General features: G+C 69.9%; 10 protein-coding genes. 8 read left to right on the top strand and 2 right to left on the bottom strand.

All coding sequences use genetic code 11. The annotated features are described in order from the left end of the window. The first annotated feature begins 108 nt into the window (after positions 1–108). The 8 genes from acs to NCC78_RS14420 all read left to right on the top strand — a co-directional run bounded on the left by acs (position 109) and on the right by NCC78_RS14420 (position 14,938). Complete coding sequence (gene acs, locus NCC78_RS14455; RefSeq protein ID WP_250795035.1) at positions 109–2,073, top strand: acetate--CoA ligase; 1,965 nt, start codon at positions 109–111, stop codon at positions 2,071–2,073. A gap of 267 nt (positions 2,074–2,340) precedes the next feature. Then, positions 2,341–5,133: an immune inhibitor A domain-containing protein gene (locus NCC78_RS14450; protein ID WP_250795034.1), complete on the top strand. Its 2,793-nt coding sequence runs from the start codon at positions 2,341–2,343 to the stop codon at positions 5,131–5,133. 261 nt (positions 5,134–5,394) lie between these two features. Further along, complete coding sequence (locus NCC78_RS14445; protein ID WP_250795033.1) at positions 5,395–6,315, top strand: helix-turn-helix transcriptional regulator; 921 nt, start codon at positions 5,395–5,397, stop codon at positions 6,313–6,315. Positions 6,316–6,479: 164 nt separating this feature from the next. Continuing rightward, the gene (locus NCC78_RS14440; RefSeq protein ID WP_250795032.1) at positions 6,480–7,823 is read left to right on the top strand and encodes a vanadium-dependent haloperoxidase; all 1,344 of its coding nucleotides are present in this window, start codon (positions 6,480–6,482) and stop codon (positions 7,821–7,823) included. Between the two features lie 367 nt (positions 7,824–8,190). After that, positions 8,191–10,497 carry an immune inhibitor A domain-containing protein gene (locus tag NCC78_RS14435; RefSeq protein ID WP_250795031.1) on the top strand — a complete coding sequence of 769 codons (2,307 nt, stop codon included), beginning with the start codon at positions 8,191–8,193 and terminating at the stop codon, positions 10,495–10,497. Between the two features lie 324 nt (positions 10,498–10,821). After that, entirely contained in the window at positions 10,822–13,257 is a 2,436-nt protein-coding gene (locus NCC78_RS14430) for an immune inhibitor A domain-containing protein (RefSeq protein WP_250795037.1), read from the top strand. 183 nt (positions 13,258–13,440) lie between these two features. Beyond that, positions 13,441–13,929 (top strand): hypothetical protein, encoded by a 489-nt coding sequence (locus NCC78_RS14425; RefSeq protein WP_250795030.1) that lies wholly within the window; start codon positions 13,441–13,443, stop codon positions 13,927–13,929. Between the two features lie 76 nt (positions 13,930–14,005). After that, positions 14,006–14,938, top strand: a complete 933-nt coding sequence (locus NCC78_RS14420) for an alpha/beta fold hydrolase (protein WP_250795029.1) — start codon at positions 14,006–14,008, stop codon at positions 14,936–14,938. A 2-nt stretch (positions 14,939–14,940) separates the two neighbouring features. Here the strand turns inward: NCC78_RS14420 and NCC78_RS14415 are convergent, their stop codons facing one another. Then, positions 14,941–15,306 carry a UCP033725 family protein gene (locus NCC78_RS14415; RefSeq protein WP_250795036.1) on the bottom strand — a complete coding sequence of 122 codons (366 nt, stop codon included), beginning with the start codon at positions 15,304–15,306 and terminating at the stop codon, positions 14,941–14,943. Then, on the bottom strand, positions 15,303–16,512 hold a 1,210-nt coding region (locus tag NCC78_RS14410; RefSeq protein ID WP_250795028.1), incomplete at its 5' end, for an SseB family protein. The genes NCC78_RS14415 and NCC78_RS14410, both read right to left, overlap by 4 nt.

Below are 16,512 nucleotides of genomic sequence, written 5' to 3'. Positions count from 1 at the left end.
CAGGCCGCTCGGCGCGGCCCGGGGGGCCGCCGGTCGCCCGCACCCGCACCCGCCGACTAACCTCACCCCCACGAGACGCAGGTCACCCGAGCGACGAGGGAGCACGGCATGAGCGAGGCATTGGCCAATCTGCTGAACGAGACGCGCCAGTTCCCGCCGCCCGCCGAGATCGCCGCGCACGCCAACGTCACCGCGGAGGCGTACGCCGAGGCCGACGCCGACCGGCTGGCGTTCTGGGAGCGGCAGGCCGGGCGGCTGGCCTGGGCCAAGCAGTGGGACCAGGTGCTCGACTGGTCGCACCCGCCGTTCGCGAAGTGGTTCGTCGGCGGTCAGCTCAACGTGGCGTACAACTGCCTGGACCGGCACGTGGAGGCCGGCCGGGGCGACAAGGTCGCCATCCACTGGGAGGGCGAGCCGGGCGACACCCGGACCATCACCTACGCCGATCTGCACCGGATGACCTGCCAGGCGGCGAACGCGCTGACCGAGCTGGGGGTGACCGCCGGCGACCGGGTGGCGATCTACCTGCCGATGGTCCCGGAGGCGGCGGTCGCGATGCTGGCCTGCGCCCGGATCGGCGCCACCCACAGCGTGGTCTTCGGCGGCTTCTCCGCCGACTCGCTGAGCAACCGGATCCAGGACGCCAGCGCCAAGGTGGTGATCACCGCCGACGGTGGCTACCGCCGTGGCAAGCCGTCGGCGCTCAAGCCGACCGTCGACGAGGCGGTGGCGAGCTGCCCGTCGATCGAGCACGTGCTGGTGGTGCGCCGCACCGGCGAGGACGTCGCCTGGTCCGAGAAGGACCACTGGTGGCACGAGACGGTGGAGACCGCGCCGGCGGAGCACACCGCGCAGCCGTTCGACGCCGAGCACCCGCTCTTCATCCTCTACACCAGCGGCACCACGGCCCGCCCGAAGGGCATCCTGCACACCACCGGCGGCTACCTGACCCAGGTCGCGTACACCACGCACGCGGTCTTCGACCTGAAGCCGGAGACGGACGTCTACTGGTGCACCGCCGACATCGGCTGGGTCACCGGGCACTCCTACATCGTGTACGGGCCGTTGGCCAACGGCGCCACCCAGGTGATGTACGAGGGCACCCCGGACACCCCGCACAAGGGCCGGCTCTGGGAGATCGTCGACAAGTACCGGGTCAGCATCCTTTACACGGCCCCGACGCTGATCCGCACGATGATGAAGTGGGGCGACGACATCCCGGCCGGATTCGACCTGTCGTCGCTGCGGCTGCTCGGCAGCGTCGGCGAGCCGATCAACCCCGAGGCGTGGATGTGGTACCGGCAGCACGTCGGCCGGGGTGAGCTGCCCATCGTGGATACCTGGTGGCAGACCGAGACCGGGGCGATCATGATCTCGCCGCTGCCGGGCGTCACCGCGGCCAAGCCGGGCAGCGCGATGACCCCGCTGCCGGGCATCAGCGCGGACGTGGTGGACGACCAGGGCAAGTCGGTGCCCAACGGCGGCGGTGGCTACCTGGTGCTGCGGGAGCCGTGGCCGTCGATGCTGCGCACCATCTGGGGCGACGACAACCGCTTCCTTGAGACCTACTGGTCGCGGTTCGAGGGGATGTACTTCGCCGGGGACGGGGCGAAGAAGGACGACGACGGGCACATCTGGCTGCTCGGCCGGGTCGACGACGTGATGCTGGTGTCCGGGCACAACATCTCCACCACCGAGGTGGAGTCGGCGCTGGTGTCCCACCCGTCGGTGGCCGAGGCGGCGGTGGTGGGCGCGACCGACCCGACCACCGGGCAGGCCATCGTCGCGTTCGCCATCCCGCGCGGCAGCACCGACATCTCCGGCGAGGCCGGCGAGAGGCTGATCGGGGAGCTGCGCAACCACGTGGCGAAGACGCTCGGGCCGATCGCCAAGCCCCGGCAGATCATGCTGGTGCCGGAGCTGCCGAAGACCCGCTCCGGCAAGATCATGCGACGGCTGCTGCGGGACGTGGCGGAGAACCGGTCGCTGGGCGACGTCACCACCCTCCAGGACTCCTCGGTGATGGAGCTGATCTCCTCCGGCATGGGCGGCGGCAAGTCCGACGAGGACTGACGCCAGGCGTACACCCCGCTGGGTGGCGGTCCGCGCGGACCGCCACCCAGCGTCATTTCTTACGCGTACGGAACGGTCAGGATCGCCGGTGTCACATCGGTCGGTCGGGGGAGCCGAGAGAAGCTGAACGGTCACAGGCGTGCGCCGCCTCTGTCGTTCATGTCCTTTCTGATTTAGGTTCACGCAGGTCGGGCCAGTTCGATGGATGTCACATCGATGAACGCCGGGCCGACTCCCTCCTCCCCCATGCCCGAGAAATGGAGCGGCATGAACAGAAATCCGCAACCAGGGTCGCGCCGACGCCTACTCGTCGCGCTGCCCGCCATCGCCCTCGCGGCCACGTCACTGACCGTGACGGGCAGCGCGGCCGCCCAGGGGCAGGCTCCCGCCCGCGCCACGGTCGGGCAGGACGAGTTCTACATCAACTACGCCGAGCCCGCCGTACAGCCGGACAGCACCGGTCCGGAGGTCAAGGGCGCGGGCGGTATCTACGCCCCGGCCCTCGACAAGGCGAAGGCATACGACCGCAAGTACGCCGCGGGCAACCCGGTGGCGGCGCGGGAACTGGCGAAGCTCGAGGCCAAGGCGATCAAGACCGGGCAGAACCCGCGTCAGATCAAGGGAGCCAAGGGCACCCAGACCGCCAAGCTGCTGACCCTGCTGGTCGAGTTCAACGACCAGGCGAACGACGACTTCACCGACGTGATGGTCCCCAAGACGGTCTTCGAGGACCGGAGCTGCGTCCTCGGCACCGAGCAGAACGGACCGAAGCACAACGGCATCCCGGACCCGGCGACCCTGCCGCACGAGGACAACAACTCCATGTGGGTGCCGGACTTCTCGCCCGAGCACTTCGACAAGATGCTCTACACCAAGGAGGGCATCACCGAGCGGGTCCGCAAGGACCTGACCGGCCCGGACGGCAAGCCGGGCGTCAGCCTCGCCGGCCGGACGATGCACAACATGTACCTGGAGATGTCCAAGGGCGCGTACACGGTCGACGGGCAGGCCAGCCCGTGGATCACCGTGCCGCACTCGGAGGCCTGGTACGCCGCGTCCCGCTGCTTCCAGAACGAGCAGGGCGAGTGGGTTGCCGGCGCCATGCAGTCGATGAACGGTCACCCGGACAACCCGCTCGGCGCGGGCCGGCTGGCCACGGACGCGGTCGACGCGCTGGCCAAGATGGACCCGAGCTTCCCGTGGGCCGACTACGACATCGAGGACCAGGGCGACGTCGACGGCGACGGCAACTTCAACGAGCCGGACGGCGTGATCGACCACCTGGTGCTGGTGCACGCCGGCATGGGCAAGTCCCGCGGCGGCGGCGACCAGGGCGTCTACGCGGTCTGGGCGCACTCGTCGGCGGTGGCCGGCGGCTACAGCATCCCGGGCACGCAGCTGAAGGTCTCGAACTACATCGTGCAGCCGGAAGATGCCGGCGTCGGCGTCTTCGCCCACGAGTTCGGCCACGACCTCGGCCTGCCGGACCTCTACGACACCTCCGGCACCCCCGGCTCCGACTCGGACGTCGACTTCTGGGACCTGATGGCGTCCGGCTCGCACTCCGGCGAGATCTTCCAGGCGCTGCCGACCCATATGGGCCTCTGGGACAAGTGGGTGCTCGGCTGGGCCGACCCGCTGACCGTCACGCCGGGTTCCGCCCCGCGTGACGTGCAGCTCGGCCAGAACTCGAACACCCCGGTCGGCACCAAGGACGGCATCAAGGTCAACCTGCCGAACAAGGTGATCACCCTGGCCACCCCGCATAGCGGCGCCAACATGTGGTACAGCGGCGCCGACCAGGACTGGGCCGACGTGAAGCTGTCCCGCCAGGTCGACGTGCCGGCCGCGGCCGACGCGAAGTTCTGGATGTGGAACAACTACGTCATCGAGGAGGACTGGGACTACGGCTTCGTCGAGGTCTCGACCGACGGCGGGACCACCTGGTCCGAGCAGAAGGTCTACGACGCCGCCGGCAACCTGGTCTCCACCGACGACGGCTACTCGGACCCGAACGGCCGGATGAGCGACTACGGCGGCAAGAAGTACGGCCTGACCGGTGACAGCCACGGCTGGCGTCACGACTACGTCAACCTGTCGGCATACGCCGGCAAGACCGTGCAGCTGCGGCTGCGGCAGGCCACCGACGCCGGGTTCCTGGAGCGGGGCTGGTTCGCCGATGACTTCTCGGTCACCGGCGGCGGCGCCACCACCTGGAGCGACGACGTCGAGGGCGGCGCGAACGGCTGGACCCAGACCGGCGGCACCTGGGCCGGCACCAGCGGCGCCGGTTGGCACGTCGACTCGGGCACCCAGGTCAAGGCGCACTACTACCTGGCCGAGTGGCGCAACTTCGACGGCTTCGACAAGGGCCTGAAGTACGCCTACGACACCGTCTACTCGCACGAGGCCTGGAAGGTCGACCGGATCTCGTACAACGCTCCGGGCATGCTGGTCTGGTACCGGGACACCGCGCTGGGCAACGTCAACCACGTGAGCGCCCAGCTCACCGCCCTGCCGAGCTACGGCGCCAAGGGCGGCCTGCTGATCGTCGACTCGCACAACCAGCCGCTGCGCCGGGCTGGTGAGGCGGCGGTCAAGGACACGTCGACGCTCGACAACCTGCCCAGCCGTCCGCAGTCCTCGAACGCGGCCTTCTCGCTCACCTCGACGTACCCCTTCCAGGAGTGCCTCGAGGCGACGGGCGAGCCGTACAGCGAGTACTGCACCAGCTTCGGCGCCCAGGCGCCGGTGGCCGGCTTCAGCGACGCGAAGGGCTGGTACCCGGGGATCGAGGTTCGCAGCGGGCAGCTCTTCGCCCGGGACCCCGACGCTTCAGTGGTCATCCCGTCGAAGGGCGGCGTGCCGTACACCACCCGGATCACCAACCCGGACGGCACCCCGGCGACCGCCCTCTACGGCATCAACCTCGGGTTCACCGTGCTGGGCTCGGGCAACCCGGGTGACCAGAACGCCGCGTACGGCGTCTCGATCACCATCCTGAAGGCCGCGAAGGACAACTCGTACGCCACGGTGCACGTCACCTCGGCCACGAACTGATCCCGCGCGACTCGGGAAACGAGGGGCCCGTCGGAAGCACCCGCTTCCGACGGGCCCCTCGCCCGTCCCGGACACCCCGACCGGTCACGCTGCGGAACCGACCGGTCGCATATTGACATCCGCCGAACTCCGCTGTGACGATCTGAGTGCTGTCGTCACGGTGAGGTATCCGCAGGCGGACGGGCGTTCCGCCAACCGGTCCCGGCACCGGCGCGACCGCGCCGGCCGCCACCCAGCGGCCACGGGGGACGGGGGACGAGGGTGTTTGCTGGGCTGCTCTCCGACGACGCACGACGGCTCTACGAGGCACTGGTGGCGGACGCTCCAGCATCGGCCGTCGCACCCGAGGAGCCGGAGACACCCGCCCTGGCCGAGCTGCTCCGGCACGCGCTGGTGTTCCGGACCCCGACCGGCCGACTGCGTGCCGTCCCGCCGGCCGCCGCGCTGCGCCGCCTGCTGGTCGCCCGGCAGCGGGATCTGGCCGACGCGAACCGGGAACTCGCCGACCGGTACGCCGAGCTGGAACGGCTGGAGCGCGAGCTGCCCCGGGCGGGCCAGATCCCCGGGACCACCGAGCTGGAACTGTTGAGCGGCAGCGACGACACCGCCGCCCGGCTGCACGAGCTGGTGACCGGGGCCCGGCACGACTGCCGCCACCTGCGTACCCACCAGGTCGGCGGCGATCCGCACGACTGGCCGGCCCGGGCGCCGGACGCCGCCGTCCGCTTCCGGACGATCTGCACGCCGGAGGCGCTGGCCCAGCCGACCGGCGCGACGACCGGGCACCACCGGCCCGGCAGCCACCGCCTTCTGCCCCGGCTGCCGGTGCAGCTGACCGTCGCCGACCGGGTGGCCCTCGTCGGCGTCGAGTCGACGAACGGGGGCGCCTTGCTGGTCCGGGCCCCGACACTCGTCGATGCGCTGCTCGACTACTTCGACCTGCTGTGGCGGCGCGCGGTGCCGCTGGACCCGCCCGCACCCCTGCCCACGGGCGGGCCCAGCGCCGCCCAGCTCCAGGTGCTCCGGCTCGCCGCCGCGGGTCTGAAGGACGAGGCGATCGCCCGCAGCCTCGGCCGAAGCACCCGCTGGGTCCGCCGGCACATCGAGTCGCTGGAGGAGCGGCTGGGCGCCACCAACCGACTCACCCTCGGTGTCGCCGCCGCCCGGAACGGCCTGATCTGAGCCGTCAGCGCAGATTGCAATGTGCAGCTTGCGGTCAGGATGGCCGCTTCGCCCTCCCGGTGCGGGCCGGTGGGACGCCACAGTGGGCCCACTCCAGCCCGTGGTACCGACTCGGACGGCCACGGACGCCGGAGGTGGGAACGACCGACCGTGGGAGGGCCGGGTTGAAGACACTGTCCAGCATTCGGAAATGGGGGGTCGCCGCGCTCACCGCGCTCGCGGTGACCGTCCCGGTGGCCGCCGCGCCGACTCCGGCGACCGCCGCCCCCGCCAGCTTCGACCACATCCTGTACTGGAACGACGTGCTGTTGAAGGCGTACCGGCAGACGGGCGGGCCACCGACCGTGCTGTCCCGGGCCGGCGCGATGCTGCACATCGCTCTCTTCGACACGCACACCGCGATCAGTCACATCGGCACCCCCTATCTCAGCAGCGGGGTGACCAGGGAGCCCGGGGCGACCTACGACCTCAAGGCCAACCTCGATGTCGCTGCCTACAACCTGCTGCAGCTTCAGCTCTTCCCGAACATCGACTTCTCGACGGACTTTCAGAAGGCGCGACTGGACGCGCCGAACTACGAGCCCGGTCCGGGCGGATTCAGCACCAGCATCGCCGAGTCGGTGGTCGACAACGTGCGGCTGAACCGGGCGAACGACGGATCGACGAACAACACCCCGTACGTCCCCAGCTCCGATCCCGGGCAGTGGCGGCCGACCGAGGGTGTCGCCGCCGCCTCGCCGAACTGGGGGCTGGTGAAGCCGTTCGCACTCACCTCCGGATCGCAGTTCCGTCCTGCCCCGCCCGGCGGGTACAGCACCCCGGCAAGCCTGCTGGCCAGCACGGATTACGCAGCGCAGGTCGCAGATGTGCAGTCGCTGGGCGCCGCGAACTCCACCGCCCGGACGGATGAGCAGACGAAGATCGCGTACTTCTGGGCCAACGACCTGGACGGCACGTACAAGCCGCCCGGCCAACTGTTCAAGCTGACCCAGATCGTCGCCAAGCAGCGCGGACTGAGCCAGTCGGCGAACGCGAAGCTCTTCGCCCTGGTCGGCATCGCGATGGCGGACGCGGCCATCACCGCCTGGGACGCCAAGTACCAGACGGGCATCGACCTGTGGCGGCCGGTCAGCGCGATCCAGCTCGCCGGCACCGACGGCAACCCGGATACGGAGGCGGACGACAACTGGCAGCCGCTCTCCAACGACGCCGGGGTGCCCTTCTCGCCGCCCTTCCCGGCGTACGTCTCCGGTCACGCCACCTTCGGCGGGGCGTGGGCCGGCATGATGCGGCGCTACTTCGGCACCAACAACGTCACCTACACCGCGACGACGGAGGATCCGCACGCGGTCGGCGTGACCCGCACCTTCAACACCTTCACCGCCGCAGCTGTGGAGAACGCTCGCAGCCGGGTGTACCTCGGGGTGCACTACCAGTGGGACGGGGACAACGGCGTGGCGGCCGGTGACGCGGTCGCCGGCCACGTGTACGCCAACCGCCTGCGCTGAGCGGGACACATGGCGGGGCCCGGCCGGGGCACACTGCTCCGGGGCGGGTCCCGCTTCCTCTGACACCACCAGACATTCGGCCGAATCCTCGTGTGACATTTTCGGGACCGTCGGCGCTCCCAAACGGGGACTTCATAATCATCGTCACCGTAGGTGATCGTGGCCAAAACGTAACGTGAACCGTTGCCCCAAGCGACGACCTCCTAGTGGGGGCTTGTCCGGCTAAATCACCCCAGAGCACGCAAGTGGGCCGAGCAATTGACCCGTGACAAGCGCTCAGCTCTCTGTCAGGGTGAGTGACGCATCTCATGACAGTCACAGCTTCGGCAAGACCTGTCATGTAACAGATCCACAAAGGAGGAGACCTTTGAGGAGACGAGTCACAGCCGGCCTGGCCACCGCCGCGGCCGCGCTGCTGGCGGCGGGAGTCGTGTCGGCGCCGGCTAACGCCGCACCGGCCGCGGACCCGGCCCCCGGTTCCGACAAGGCGAAGCACGGCAGGGACAACCTCCCCGATCCGAAGGCGGATCAGCAGCGGGAGCTCAAGAAGCAGGCCATCGCCGACCTGCTGTCCGGCAAGGCCAAGCTTCAGACGCGCAACGGCTCGAAGGTCATCCAGGTCAAGGAAGACCTGTTCGTCGAGTACCAGCAGGCGCCGAAGACCGACCCCATCTTCACGATGCTGGTGGAGTTCGGCGACCAGACCGACCCGCGCACCGGGGGCACCCCGGGCCCGCGGGTCAACCAGATCCCGGAGCCGGACCGCAACTGGGACGGCAACTCCACCGACGACAACAGCACCCTGTGGAGGTCGGACTTCAACCGGGCGCACTTCCAGGACATGATGTTCGGCGCCGGTGAGTCGATGCGGGACTTCTACCACAAGCAGTCCGGCGGTCGATACACCGTCAACGGCGACGTCAGCGACTGGGTGCAGGTGCCCTACAACGAGGCCCGGTACGGCAGCAACGCCATCTCCGAGGCCGACGGCTACTGGAACTTCATCCGGGACAGCGCCACGTCCTGGTATGACGCCCAGGTCAAGGCCGGCAAGACGCCGCAGCAGATCAAGGACTACCTAGCCCAGTTCGACATCTGGGACCGGTACGACTTCGACGGCGACGGCAACTTCAACGAGGCCGACGGCTACATCGACCACTTCCAGGCGGTACACGCCGGCGAGGGCGAAGAGGCCGGCGGCGGCGCCCAGGGCGAGGACGCCATCTGGTCGCACCGCTGGGGCGCCTTCACCAACCTCGAGGGCAGCGCCGGTCCGGCGGGCAACCTCTCCGGCGGTGTGCAGATCGGTGACACCGGCATGTGGATCCGTGACTACACCACGGAGCCGGAGAACGGCGGTCTGGGCGTGTTCGCCCACGAGTACGGCCACGACCTCGGTCTGCCGGACTACTACGACACCGCCGGTGGCGACAACGGTGTCGGCTTCTGGAGCCTGATGGCGTCCGGTTCGTGGCTGAGCCACGGCACCGACGACATCGGTTCGACCCCGGGCTACATGGACCCCTACTCGAAGCTCTTCCTCGGCTGGCTGAACTACTCGGTAGTCGAGGAGAACAGCGGGACCAGCCAGGTCACGCTCGGCCCGGCCGGCGACAGCGACGGGCCGAAGGCCCAGGCCGTCGTCGTCAACCTGCCGTCGCAGACGCAGACGACCGAGTACAACACCCCGTTCGGCGGCTCGTACGAGTGGTGGAGCGGCAGCGCGGACGACCTGAAGAACTCGATGACCCGCACTGTGGACCTGACCGGGGCGACCTCCGCGTCGATCACGGCCAAGCTGCAGTACGACATCGAGGAGGACTACGACTACCTCTTCGCCGAGGTGTCCACCAACGGTGGCGCCACGTGGGCGGCGGTCACCAACTCGCTGGTCGACGCCGGTGACACCGGTATCGACGGCTCCAGCAACGGCAACTGGGTCGACACGGCGTACGACTTGTCCGCGTACGCCGGGCAGACCGTGCAGTTCCGCTTCCGCTACGCCACCGACGGCGGCGTGCACTTCGCCGGCGCGTTCCTGGACAACATCTCGCTGACCAAGAACGGCACCGTCGTGTGGACCGACGACGCGGAAACCCTTGCCGCGGAGTGGACCGCGAAGGGCTTCACCCGGATCACCGGCTCGGTGACCGACACGTACCCCCGCTTCTACATCGCGGAGAACCGGAGCTACGTCGGGTACGACGACACCCTGCGGACCGGTGGGTACAACTTCGGCTTCAACAACACCCGGCCGAACTTTGTGGAGCGGTTCTCGAACCAGCCCGGCATGCTGGTCTGGTACGTGAACTACGCGTACGGCGACAACAACACCTCGCAGCACCCGGGCTTCGGCCTGAACCTGCCGGTCGACATCCGGCCGGGCTCGATCAGGGTCAAGGGTCAGGGCACCATCACCAACCGGCGCAACGGGTTCGACTCGGCGTTCAGCCTGTACGCCAAGCCGGCCCAGACCTTCCACCTGAACGGGGTGGCGACCACCCTGCCGGAGCTGGCGCCGAACCCCGTGTTCGACGACACCCGGGCCAACCGGTACTGGTCGGCGGATAACAGCTGGAACTCGGTGAAGGTGGCCGGTAGCGGCACCAAGATCCAGATTGTCCAGCAGGGCACCAACCCGACCGACGACATGGTCGTCAAGGTCACCAACTGATCAACTGAATCACCTGTGGGGCCGGTGGCGGTGACGCCACCGGCCCCACTCTTTTGTGTCCACCGCTGTCGTATCGATGACCGTCGCTGTCACCGTTCCCATCGACCGTCCGCGCTGCTCACGTCGGTCGATGAAGAACCGGGGTATGACAGTGAAAAGCATTCACACCAAAAACCCGCCACAAATCGACGCGCCCCTCTTCCCACCGATCACACCAGTGTCTATCTTCACCATTGGTCCCACCTGTGGGACCGATCTGCACCGGCCCGTAACCCCGTCGGGCCGGTTCCCTCACACCGGAGGTACCACGTGCGCAAAGTCGCAGTGGGTCTGCTCGGGCTTTCGCTGACCGCAACGGCACTGGCGGCCGCAACCACAGCCAGCGCCGCGCCGCAGCCGAAGCTCCCGACGGCCGCTCCGTCGGTCGCTCAGGAAGCCCAATCGGACCACGATCTGCCGGACAAGCTCGAGGACAAGCGGCGCTCGCTGCGCCAGGAGGGCCTCAGCGAGGTCCTGTCCGGCCGGGCGAAGCCGCAGAAGATCAACGGCAGTACGGTCGTGAAGGTGGGCGAGACCGCCGACACCACCACCGCCCCGGGTGCCCGCAGCACCGAGGCGACCAAGGCCGGCAAGAAGGACCAGTACGTCGAGCTGGCCCGCGAGCGGACCGACAAGATTTTCGTGATCCTCGCCGAGTTCGGGGACGAGCGGCACGCGTCCTACCCGGACAAGGACATGAACCCGGACATCCCGGGACCCAGCCGGTTCGACGGGCCGCGGCACAACGAGATCCCGGCTCCGAACCGCGCGGTCGACAACTCGACGGTGTGGCAGGCCGACTACAGCCAGGACCACTTCGAGCAGCTCTACTTCGGCACCAAGCCGGGTGACGAGTCGCTCAAGCAGTACTACGAGGCCCAGTCGTCCGGCCGGTACACGGTGGACGGCACCGTCACCGACTGGGTGAAGGTCAGGTACAACGCCGCCCGCTACGGCCGTTCCGACGACCCGATCGCGGACGACGAGGAGAACCCGGCCAACGACCCGGCGGTCTGCGCGGACAACGTCTGCACGAACACGTGGAGCCTGGTCGCGGACGCCGCCAACCAGTGGGTCGCCGACCAGAAGGCCAAGGGCCGCACCGACGCCCAGATCGCGGCCGACATGAAGTCCTTCGACCAGTGGGACCGCTTCGACTTCGACTTCGACGGCAACTTCAACGAGTCGGACGGCTACATCGACCACTTCCAGATCGTCCACTCGGGCGGCGACCAGGCCGACGGTGACCCGTACCAGGGTGAGGACGCCATCTGGAGCCACCGCTGGTCGGTGGCCGGCGGCGCGCCCACCGGGCCGGACTTCAACCAGAGCGGCGGCACCCAGATCGGCAACACCGGAATCTGGATCCGCGACTACACGATCCAGCCGGAGAACGGTGGCCGGAGCGTCTTCTACCACGAGTACGGCCACGACCTCGGTCTGCCGGACGACTACAACGTGCTCAACGGTGGAGACAACAACAACGAGCACTGGACCCTGATGGCCCAGAGCCGGCTCAGCGGCAAGAACGACGGCGGCATCGGCGAGCGCGGCGGCGACCTCGGCGCGTGGAACAAGCTCCAGCTCGGCTGGCTCGACTACGAGGTGGTCGTCGCGGGGCAGAAGCGCACCATGACGCTCGGCCCGCAGGAGTACAACTCCGCCAAGCCGCAGGCCGCCGTGGTGGTGCTCCCGCAGCGGGAGTACACCTTCCAGAACGGCAAGCCGTTCGAGGGCGCCAAGCAGTACTTCTCCGGTAACGAGGACGACCTGGACAACACCATGACCAGGACGCTCGACTTCACCGGGAAGACCTCGGCGTCGCTGTCGATGAAGGGCCGCTTCGACATCGAGGCCGGCTACGACTACCTCTTCTTCGAGGCGTCGCTCGACGGCGGGAAGACCTGGACCGCGCTGCCCGGCACGGTCGACGGCGAGCCGCTGGGCCCGGTCTCCGAGGAGGACCCGCGGCCGGCTCTCGACGGCAGCAGCGAGGGCAAGTGGGTCGACATCACCATCCCGATGGACGTGGCCGCCGGGAAGGTCGCGCAGTTCCGGTTCCACTACGTCACCGACGGCGGCGTTTCCGAGGGCGGCTTCTTCGGTGACGCCATCACCGTGACCGCCGACGGCCAGACCGTGCTCAGCGACGGTGCCGAGGCCGGCGCCGGCGACTGGGCGCCCAAGGGCTGGACCGTCGCCGAGGAGACCTACACCCGGCTGTTCGACAACTACTACATCGCCGGTAGCCGGTCGTACGTCTCGTACGACAAGTACCTGAAAACCGGTCCGTACTTCTTCGGGTACGCCAACACCCGCCCGGACTTCGTCGACCACTACGCGTACCAGGAGGGGCTGCTCATCTCCTACTGGAACCTGCGCTTCGCGGACAACGACACGTTCGAGCACCCCGGTGAGGGCCGCAACCTCATCATCGACGCGCACCCGTGGCCGATTTACAACCTGACCGGCCAGCCCTGGCGGGCCCGCGTCCAGGTCTACGACGCGCCGTTCAGCCTCAGGAAGGCCGACTCGTTCACGCTGCACCTCAACAGCCAGCCGCAGTACATCCGCGGCCAGGCGGCGCAGCCGCTGTTCGACGACACCAAGAAGTACTGGTACGAGGAGCTGCCGAACCACGGCGTCAAGCTCCCCGCCACCGGCACGAAGATCAAGGTCCTGGAGCAGGACGGCACCTCCATCAAGGTCCGCTTCTCCTGATCCATTAATCAGGCGACACCCGTACCACGCGATGCCCGGGCAGCTCCAATGCCCGGGCATCGCCCTTTTCCTCACCTGACGACCAGCCCCGGTCGACCAGCTCCCGGTCGACCCAGGTCCCGGCGGTCGCCGGCCGCGCTCCGCGCCGGGGAACCACCGGACCGCCGGGCGCGTCGGACCGTCGTGCTCCCCGCAGCCCGTACCGCCCTGTCCACCGTGGGTCTGGCCCTCGTCCTCGCCCTGGCCGGCTGCGCCGACCCGGAGAAGGGAGCCACCGTGCCCGCGGACTCCACACCGTCGGCCACACCCCCCGCCGGGTCCACCGGCCCCGCACGCCCCACCGACGCCAGCCCCACACCCACCGCCGACCGCACCGGCCCGCCGCTCTCCGCGACCCGGCCGCCCACCATGGGCCCACCGACGGTAGGCCCGGACAAGCCGTCCGACCTGCGCAGGGCAAACGTCCTCACCGGCCGGATCACCCGGGGCGGATCGGGCCCCTGCTACGGCCTGGTCACCGACGACGGCCGCGAGTACGCCCTGCACGGCGTCGACAAGGGCACCTTCGTCACCGGCACCTGGGTGAAGGTCACCACCGGCCCCGCCGACGCGGCGACCGACTGCGGTCCGGGCACCCCGGCCGGAATCGTGAAGATCAGCCCGGTCGGCTGAGGGGAGAAGAGCGATACCGGCCACCCGCCGGGTCGGCGAAAGAGCCGGTCGGGCCCGGGGTCCTAGGCTGTCTGCCATGACCGAGCAGCGCGGCGGAGCCGTCGACGAATCCTGCGTCCTCACCGAGGGGCCGTGGACGCACCGGTTCGTCGGCGCGAACGGCAGCCGGTTCCACGTCGTCGAGGCCGGCACCGGCCCGATGGTGCTCTTCCTGCACGGCTTCCCCGAGCACTGGTGGGCCTGGCACGAGATGCTCCCGGCCGTCGCCGACGCCGGGTTCCGCGCCGTCGCGGTCGACCTGCGCGGCTACGGCGCCAGCGACAAGCCACCCCGGGGGTACGACGGCTACACGCTGGCCGCCGACATCGCCGGGCTGATCCGGGCGCTCGGCGAGCGCTCGGCGACCCTGGTCGGCGCCGGCGCCGGCGGGTTGATCGCCTGGACCGTGGCGTCGTTCCACCCCGCCCTGGTCCGCCGGCTGGTGGTGCTCGGCGCACCCCACCCGCTCCGGCTGCGGGCCGCCATCTTCGCCGACCCGCGCGGCCAGTTCGCCGCCTCCACGCCGGCCCTGAAGTTCCAACTGCCCCGCTACGAGCACGTGCTCACCCGGGACGACGCGGCGGCCGTCGAGGAGATGCTGCGCCGCTGGGGCGGGCCGCGCTGGGTGAACGGGCCGGACTTCGAGGCGTACGCCCACCGGTGCCGGGAGGCGATGCGGATCCCGCAGGCGGCGTTCTGCGCCCTGGAGGGCTACCGCTGGGCGTTCCGCTCGGTGCTGCGGCTGCACGGCTACCGGTTCGTCCGGCTGATGCAGAAGCCGCTCGTCACACCGACCCTCCAGCTGCACGGCGCGCTCGACCTGGTCTCGCTGCCGCGCACCGCCCAGGGCTCCGGCCGGTACGTGGTGGCGCCGTACGAGTGGCGGCTGCTCGACGACGTGGGGCACTTCCCGCACCTGGAGGCACCGGAGCTGGTGCTCGGGGAGATCCTGCGCTGGACGAAGTCCTGACCCTAGACCCGCTGCTCGCGCAGTTCGGCGACCTCGCCGGCGGGCGCCCAGCCCTGGTAGACGCCGAAGTCGAAGACCTCCAGCCCCATCGCCCGGGCGACCGGCCAGCGCCCCCCGGTGTACTCCACCCGCAGCCAGCCGTCGTGCTCCGCGAGCACGATGAACGGCTGCCCCTGCCAGGTGCAGGTGGTCCGCACGTACGCCAGGTCGTCGACTTCGGTCGCCGGCAGCACCCGCACGTACCGGCCGGGGCGTACCTCCTCGAAGCCCTCGCCCGGTTCGGGCTGGTAGAGCCGGACGTCGTCGCCGTCCGGGCTGGCCTGGTACTCGCGCCCCTTCCACCGGGCCACGTAGCCGTCGCGCATCAGTTCCCACCGACCTGACGCCACATCAGCGCGTCGGTGTCGAGGATGGCGACCACCCGCTCGGTGCCGTCGGCCCCGATCCGCCAGAGCTGCGCGCCGTGCGGCAGCCGGGCGCTGTCCACCTTGAACTCCGCCACCACGTCGCTGCTCTCGCCCGGGGCGAAACCGTTGCCCCGGAACGGCGGGCGCTCGATGACCCAGCCCTCCATCGCCCGCATGGCGGCCTCGTTCTGCCCCCCGTAGGGGATCCGGTAAAGGCTGGGCCGGTGTGCCGGCCAACGCAGCACGTAGATCTCCTCGGCGTCGCGGGTGAAGGGCGAGTCGGGATGGCCCAGGCCGAGCGCGTCGTGCAGCTGGGCCGGGGTGTTGAGGTGGGCCAGCTCGTTGGCCCGGTGCACGAAGCCGGAGACCCGGTCGTAGCCCCGCTCCAGGTAGTACGCGAGCTGACTGGGAGCGACCGCCTTCTGCATGAGGGTCGGGCGCGCCGGGTCGGTCACCGGTGGGGCGTAGCGGGGGCGGCTGGCCGGCTCCTCGACGGCGGGCGGCGCCTCGGGTTCGTTGCCGTCGTCGCCGAGCCCCACCTCCGCCGCCCAGTTGGCCAGCCCGACGATCTGCTCGCCGGGCAGCTTCGCCCCGACCGGGGTGCCCGGGTTGACGGCGAACGACCAGGACTCGTCCGGCCAGCGCCGGATCAGCTGCACGAACTTCACCCGTACCGTCTCGACGGTCGGGTCGGTGTGCTCGGCCAGGCGCTCCGGCGAGGTGTAGACCACGACGAACGTCTCACCGTCCAGCTCCTCGGTCCGCCAGACGAAGCCGGCCTCCCCGGGGCGGCTGCCCTTCGCCGATGCTGCCGACACCGGCAGCAGCACCCGGGCGAGCAGCAGCGTGGAGAGGAAGGTGTCCGTGCTGGCGGCGCCGGCCGCGTCGAGGAGGTTCTCCTCGACCTCGTTGGCCGGCTCGAAGTCCACCGGCACCGGCTCGACGGCAGCCCGCGCCGCATCCGGTTCGGGGGTCCGTGGCGGGTCGTCGACGGGCATCCGCGCCGCATTCCCGGTCGGCGCCGCCGGACCCGTCGGCGCGTCGGCGGTCCGGGCCGGGGGCTCGGCGGGAATCCGCCTCGTCGGCTCGTCGGCGACCCGGGCGGCGGGGACCTGAGCCGCGTCGCCGTCGGGCGTCCAGGCCGCGGGCCCGGCGGGAATCCGGGTC

The organism is Micromonospora phytophila (assembly GCF_023656545.1).
Classification (GTDB): Bacteria; Actinomycetota; Actinomycetes; order Mycobacteriales; family Micromonosporaceae; genus Micromonospora; species Micromonospora phytophila.
Note: the sequence above shows the minus strand (reverse complement) of the source record. Positions and strands in the feature narration are given on the sequence as shown.